This window comes from Pontibacter mangrovi (genome assembly GCF_006385705.1).
GTDB lineage: Bacteria > Bacteroidota > Bacteroidia > Cytophagales > Hymenobacteraceae > Pontibacter > Pontibacter mangrovi.
Window position 1 is genome coordinate 22,840 of the sequence record NZ_VFRQ01000021.1, and the last position, 6,941, is coordinate 29,780.

The window sequence follows — 6,941 nt, forward strand, 5'->3', positions numbered from 1 at the left end:
GGGATAGAGCTACAGCTAATTAAGACAGTTAAATATAGAGCTAAATGTGTGTTATGACAAACAACCGAACTTAATTATTTATACTCTTTCCTTCTTATAAGCCAAGTATAAAGTATAAACCGACACAAGTGCGTCAAGAGGAGTAGCTAAACGGCTATACTTTTACCTTCTCCGCCAGTTCCCACACGGCCTGCACAAAGCGGCTCCAGCTAAAGCGCTTTTTATACTTGCTGATGTTCTGGGAGAGTATGGCGGCCTGGCCGGAAGTATAGAATTGATGTATGGCGGCGGCAATGGCCTCTGGCTGCGGCTCCACCACATAGCCTACCTCGCCGTGCGGAACCAGCTCCGAGAGGCCTCCCACCCGCGTCACCACCATCGGCTTGTCGAAATGGTAGGCTACCTGCGTTACGCCGCTCTGGGTAGCGTGCTTGTAGGGCTGCACCACCAGGTCGGCGGCGCAGAAGTAGTGGCGCACCTCGGCGTTGGGTATAAAATCGGTGTGCAGTATGAGCCGGTCCTGCAGCTGCAGTTGCTCGATGAGTTGACGATAGGGCGCGGCATCTTCATAGAACTCCCCGGCCACGATCAGTTTCAGGTTCTGCAGCTCCTGCACCTGCGGGTCGGCCATGGCCTGCAGCAGCAGGTCCAGCCCCTTGTAGGCACGGATAAAACCGAAAAAGAGCAGGTAATTATACTTCGGATCAAGCCCCAGGGCAGCGCAGGCAGCTTCTTTGGGCTCGGCCTCGCCAAAGTTATCGTAGAGCGGGTGCGGCAGGTATACGTTTGGCTTTTGCGGCTCAAAGCGCTCCAGGTCCTGCTGCACCGACCGCGACAGCGTTACAAAGCCGTGGCACGAGCCGAGGAAGTACTTGGTAAAGGGCACATCGCCGGGGCGCTTCTCGTGCGGCACCACATTATCGGTGATGGCCAGGATGTGGCTATACTTGTTGCCGCGGATGAGGCGGGCAATCGTGCCCAGCGCCGGCCCCATAAACGGCAGCCAATAGCGGAACACCACCAAATCCGGCTTTTGCTTTTTGATGTATTGCCCAGCACGCCACCAACTAATCGGGTTAACCGAGTTGATGAGCACTTTTATACGTAAGCCTGCAGGTGCGGGCTCTGTGGTAAACTGGCTCTTGCCCGGAAAGAGAAAGGAAGGGTACTGCAGACTAAAGGTCACGATCTCCACCTCGCAGCCAGCCTCCTGAAAAGCATAGGCCAGCCGCTCGTTAAACGTGGCCATGCCGCCGCCCCGCAGCGGGTGCGCCGGCCCTACGATGGTTACCCGCCTCGCCATTTATTTCATAATAGAGCCTATCTTATCGCGGATAAGGTACTCGTTGCGCTTGCTGGAAGCCATGGAGATCATCTCGGCCAGGAAACCGGCCAAAAACAGCTGCACCCCCAGGATAACCGCCACCAATGCTAGGAAAAACAGCGGTTGGTCCACAATGTCGCGCACGCGGCCACCGGAATACAGGCCAAACAGCTTCTGCACGATCAGCCAGATGGTAATGCCCAAGCCTACCACGAACATGAGTGTGCCAAACGAGCCGAAGAAGTGCATCGGTCGCTTCTTAAAGCGGCTCACAAACGTTATCGACAGCAGATCGAGGAAACCGTACACGAAGCGCTCCAGGCCAAACTTGGTGGTGCCATACTTGCGTTCCTGGTGCTGCACCACTTTCTCGCCAATTTTGGTAAAACCATTCCACTTGGCGATTACCGGGATGTAGCGGTGCATCTCGCCATGCACTTCTATGCTTTTTACCAGCAGCTGCCGGTACGCCTTCAGGCCGCAGTTAAAGTCGTGCAGCTGTATACCCGACAGTTTGCGCGTGGCGGCGTTAAACAGTTTGGTAGGGATGGTTTTGCTTACAGGATCGAAACGCTTCTTTTTCCAGCCGCTCACCAGGTCATACTTCTGGTTCTTGATCATGTCGTAGAGCGACGGAATTTCCTCCGGACTGTCCTGCAGGTCGGCGTCCATGGTGATCACCACCTCGCCGGCACAGCGCCGGAAGCCCTCGTTCAGGGCGGCAGACTTGCCGTAATTACGGTTAAAGCTGATGCCCTTTACGGCCTTGTCCTCCTCGCCCAGTTCGTTTATCACGTCCCAGGAGCGGTCGGTGCTGCCGTCGTCCACCAGAATTACCTCATAAGAAAACTCGTGCGCATGCATCACTCTCCTGATCCAGCGCACGAGCTCTGGCAGCGACTCCTCCTCGTTAAAGAGCGGAACTACTACCGAAATATCGTAAGTGTATTGCATGTTTTATTCAAACTCCGGCCTTGCGTTCTTCATGATAGCAGAGAGAACCAGCGACAGCAGAAAGCCTATGATCAACGTGACCACGGTGGCGCCCAGGATCATGGTTAGCGGCCCCTGGAAATTCTCTGCGATCGCCATCGCAGAGTCGATCTGCTCATCGCTCATCCCCTGCTCCAGCATCTGCACGCGCTGCTTTTCCATTACGCGCGCCATATACTCTGTATCTACAAACTCAACATAGAGCCACGTAAACAACCCGGACAAGAACCCGAAAACAGCAGACACGATAGACCCGATGCCCAGGCCCTGCCCGTACGACATAAAGCCGTTGTTCTCTGCCTTGTAGTTTTTCATGGCCACCACTATGCCTGCAATCAGGATAAGGTACCCCACACTGGAGATCCAGCGGTTTTCAGCCAAGCCAGCTACCATCAGGATTAACGAAAAGATTACGCCGATTAGCGCAAAGATGAAGCCGTACTTCAGGGCTACAGATCCTACAGAGGGTTGTTTCTCAGTCATAGTTGGTTTGGTTTATGTGGTTTGAGTTTTCTACTTGCGAAAAAAAATGGCGGCAACCAATGAAAAAACCAACCCTGCAAACATCCTCCGCACAAAATCATCGGCAGCCAGCATACTAGGCGTCACCGCGTCCAGCGCTTTCAGCCCCTCCTCGTACATCTGCTGGCCCAGCACCCGCACCTGCTCTTCCCGGCTCTCCTCCAGCAGCACTTTCATCTCCGTTACATGCTGTTGCACTATCTCCGGCCCCACCAGGTATATCAGCAGGAAAACCAGCATGGAGGCACACAGCGCCGTATAAAAAGCCACCGCCAGGCCTAGCCTAAAGCCTTTGCCAAAGCTGAGGTCTCCGAAGTTATACTTCTTAAAGTACCGTATGGCCAGGAAGATGAAGACCGGAATAGGCAGGTAAGAGATGCGCCCCGCCTCCCCGAAAGGGTTATAGCCCATAAAGTATAGCAATGCCACAAGTGCAAAGCATACTGCCCCGCTGATAACGCCGTAGCGTATCCCAATCCGCACAATGGTCTGATTAAACATAGTCGTTCCTGAGAGTGAACCAGCCTAAAGTATGATTCACCTTAAGATAGGTATAAATATATTAAAAAGAATCGTTGAGCACTAACTGCCCGCTGTGAATTGTTCCCAACACCCTGCCTTTCAGCTCACGGCCAAAGAATGGGCTATTATGCGACCTGGACTTGCTTTTATCAGCCTCCGGTGTCCAGGTTTGGTTGGGGGCGAAGATGGTCAGGTTGGCTGCCTCTCCCACAGCCATCCGTGCCTCTGGCAAACCAAGTATGCGGCGCGGGCCCGTGGTAAATTTCTCTATGAGCAGCTCCAGCGGCAGCTCTAAGGTAGTGTTCGCCACGGCAAAGGCTGTCTCCAGGTTCGTTATACCGAATTCTGCCAGGTCGAACTCCAGTTTCTTCGCCTCCACGTCCTGCGGCATGTGCGCCGACACCAGGGCATCGATGGTGCCGTCCTGCAAGCCCTCTTTAATGGCTGCTGCATCTGCCGCGCTTCGGAACGGCGGCTTTACTTTATAGTTGGTATCGAATGGCTCTAGGGTCTCATCGGTGAAGGCAGTTTGGAAACTGGCCATATCGCAGGTTACCTGCAGGCCCTCTGCCTTTGCCTTACGAATGGCTTCTATAGTTGCTGCAGTTGAGATAAGGGAGAAGTGTATTTTGCCGCCGGCATAGCGCAGCAGCTGCAGATCGCGGGTCACGGTTACTTCCTCGGCCAGCGACGGGATGCCTTTCATGCCCAAACGGGTGCTTGCCTCGCCTTCGTGCATCTGCCCGCTCTCGGTCAGGCGCGTGTGCTCCGGTCTGTTCATCAGCAAACCGTTAAACGGCTGCAGGTACTGCAGCGCCTTCAGAATCACGTCGGCACCCTGCAGCGGGTGCGTACCGTCTGTAAACGCCACCGCCCCCGACTGGTGCAGGTCAATCATTTCGGTCAGGTCTTTGCCCTGCGCATCCACGGTTACGGCAGCGGCAGGCAAAAGCGTTACCGGCAAAGTATGGCTTCTGTTTTTGATGAAGTTGATAGCGCCTTTGGTCTGCACCACGGGCTCGGTGTTCGGCAACAACAGCACCTGGGTAAAACCTCCGGCTGCGGCGGCAGCGGCTAAACTCTCCAGGTCTTCTTTGTACTCCAGTCCCGGCTCTCCGGCATAAGCATGCATGTCCACCCATCCTGCCGATACGCTCAGGCCATCGGCAGTGATAACTTTATCTGCCTCCAGTTCATCCGGCCCAATGTAGGTGATGGTGCCATTCTCGATAAGAATGTTCTGCTGCTGCAGGTGAAACTCAGACTGCGGGTTGTAAACGGTTGCTGCTCGGAGAAGTACTTTCATGTCAGAGAAATCTAATAAGTGCTATTTCGGCCATCAGGAAAAACAGACACAATATTAGGCAATATTTCCAAAGCTTGACGCCAAAATATCGTTTTTCAAACTCACCTTTTACCGAAAAGGCGTCACCGTAGTCATACACATGCACGTTCGGCCTGTTTTCGCCTACTAAAGCACGCAACTCATCGGGGCTGTACTGCTCCAGGTATGATTCCTCTTTGCCATAGTTAAAGGCCAGTGTAGCCAGAGCAGAATCCTGCAGCTGCAAGGTATAAAAACCTGCCTCGCTCATGTCCGGGGGCACATTAAAGTATAGTTTGCCACCGCGCACCTGCTGCTCGGGTATAAAGGCCAGTGTGTCTCTACGGAGCTCATACACTCCCTCCTGCCGCGTTTGTACCTGCACCGGTAGCTGTATGGTGCCGCCTCCGAGGTTATAGGCCAGTTGTTGCGCCTGCTTATAACTGCCAATGGCCAGCCTGTACATGATGGGAACAAAAAGGGCATGGTTTGGTAACGTGCTATACTCCCCCTGCAACGGCGCAGCCATCACATATACGCTCCCCGTTCCCCGGTCGAACCTAGACAGAAAGGCAGCGCCCCCTTTATACTTTAGAATATTGTCTGATGCCTGTGACCATGCTAAGCTTTTAGTAGCCGAGGGCATCTGCATATCAGCATCAAAATCAGAGAAAATACTTTTGAAAAAAGGGTGGTTTGGATCGGGAGCGGCCAAAGAAGTTTTGGTGGCATCGGTAGATGCTCCGGTAAAGGAAGCTGCCATACTTAAATTCTGGAAAAGAGAGTTGTAAGCACCAACATCTTTTCCAGCCGGCGGTATTATACTTAGTGTGCCTCCCTCCTTCACATAGTTAGCTGCAGTTGCGGCCAGAGCCTCCGATAATGGGGCAACTCCGTTCAAGATGACAATATCTGCTGCAGCCAGCTCGGCATAATTTATACTCTGGCTTCGAAAAGTAGAGAACTTAAATGCAGGTTCGCTTTTATAAAGTTCCTGCAGCATGCTGGGGACTTCATCCGTCACTTCAACGATCTTTATGATAGCAGATGGCGCCAACGTAAAATAATATAGGTTGTCAAACTCTACCGGGTAATCTTCCACCTGCACATAAGCCTGCGTAGCGCCGCTGGCTGGTGCTCTAAACGACATCACAGCCTCACTCGTTTGGTTAGTCGGAAGGTCCAAACTTAAAGCAGATGCCTGTCTATCTGCAAGGAAAAGCTTCAACGGGACGTCTTCCAAAGCCTCATCGCCGGTATTGCTTACCAGCACATGAAGTTGGTTTTCTGCCCCACTCCGGATAAACTCATCCTCCAGGTAAACAGAATCTACAGTGATATTGGCAGGACTGGCCGCTTCAATAGGTATGAGGTGTACCTGCGTCGAGGGATCAACTTTATCCAGCACAGAGGGCGAAAAACTGCTTTTTTGATAATCAGAAAGTATAAATAAATGCCCGGGCTGCGATTTTAGAGCATCTAAAGTTGCAAAAGGCTTAGCTGAAAAATCCAGTTGATCGAGCACAGCGGCAACCTGGGCTTTTTGTACAGGAGCCCCATGGTTCAAGCTACTGGTGGCAGACAGGCTATAGGCAGTGGAAGCGGGAAAGAGGTCTGATATGACTTTTGCCTTATCAATGGCCACATTCAGCAAAGAGAGGTCCTGTTCCTGATGCAGGTTCTGCATACTGAAAGAGTTATCTACAGCAATGGCCACATCAGATTCATCAGTTGCACCCACGGCCTCCGAAGCTGGGAGAAAGGGCTGAGCAAACGCCAGCACTAGAAAAACAACAAAAAGTATGCGGCAAATTAAAATCAGCAAGTCCTTTAGCTTGCGCTGGCTGGCTGTAAGATCCTTAGAAGCCTGAATAAAGCGGACATTGCTGAAAAGAACCCGCTTTGCGCGCCTAAGCTGCACCAGGTGCAAAACAATTGGCACGGCAACTGCTGCAAGTGCATATAGAAAGGTAGGGTACAGAAATGCCATAGCTCAAGTTAAAGAGGAGCCTTAATAAAAACAACAGGCTGGAGTTCTATACTTTGAATCAGGTCCAGATGTTGGGGGGGAGGGCAAGGGCAAAGCCCTGCCTTACAGCTCGGGCTTCTCTCCTTCCCGTGGGGGGTGGTGTGAAAAAGGGAAGGGCCCCGTTCCGCGTGGGAAGGGGCCCTTCTTGTTGGGGTTGGCGGCCACCTACTCTCCCGGGTGTGACCCCAGTACCATCGGCGCGCCCGGGCTTAACTGCTCTGTTCGGA

At 52.8% G+C, this 6,941-nt stretch carries 6 protein-coding genes, 1 rRNA gene and 1 pseudogene; all 8 read right to left on the bottom strand.

Annotation, left to right across the window (positions count from 1 at the left end; all coding sequences use genetic code 11):
- Positions 1-154: 154 nt before the first annotated feature.
- A complete protein-coding gene (locus FJM65_RS20925) occupies positions 155-1,303 on the bottom strand; it encodes a glycosyltransferase (protein WP_140624291.1) in 1,149 nt (382 codons plus the stop codon).
- The gene (locus FJM65_RS20930; RefSeq protein ID WP_140624293.1) at positions 1,304-2,278 is read right to left on the bottom strand and encodes a glycosyltransferase family 2 protein; all 975 of its coding nucleotides are present in this window, start codon (positions 2,276-2,278) and stop codon (positions 1,304-1,306) included. It lies immediately after the preceding gene.
- A 3-nt stretch (positions 2,279-2,281) separates the two neighbouring features.
- Positions 2,282-2,800 (bottom strand): DUF4199 domain-containing protein, encoded by a 519-nt coding sequence (locus FJM65_RS20935; RefSeq protein ID WP_140624295.1) that lies wholly within the window; start codon positions 2,798-2,800, stop codon positions 2,282-2,284.
- Positions 2,801-2,830: 30 nt separating this feature from the next.
- The gene (locus tag FJM65_RS20940) at positions 2,831-3,340 is read right to left on the bottom strand and encodes a DUF4199 domain-containing protein (RefSeq protein WP_181163829.1); all 510 of its coding nucleotides are present in this window, start codon (positions 3,338-3,340) and stop codon (positions 2,831-2,833) included.
- Positions 3,341-3,401: 61 nt separating this feature from the next.
- Positions 3,402-4,667, bottom strand: coding sequence for a dihydroorotase (locus FJM65_RS20945; RefSeq protein ID WP_140624297.1), 1,266 nt, complete (start codon positions 4,665-4,667; stop codon positions 3,402-3,404).
- A gap of 1 nt (position 4,668) precedes the next feature.
- Positions 4,669-6,372, bottom strand: a complete 1,704-nt coding sequence (locus FJM65_RS20950) for a hypothetical protein (RefSeq protein ID WP_239023055.1) — start codon at positions 6,370-6,372, stop codon at positions 4,669-4,671.
- A gap of 75 nt (positions 6,373-6,447) precedes the next feature.
- A pseudogene (locus FJM65_RS21795) lies at positions 6,448-6,675 on the bottom strand (BatA domain-containing protein); the annotation flags it as partial.
- A gap of 191 nt (positions 6,676-6,866) precedes the next feature.
- A 5S ribosomal RNA gene (rrf, locus tag FJM65_RS21835) occupies positions 6,867-6,941 on the bottom strand; the annotation flags it as partial.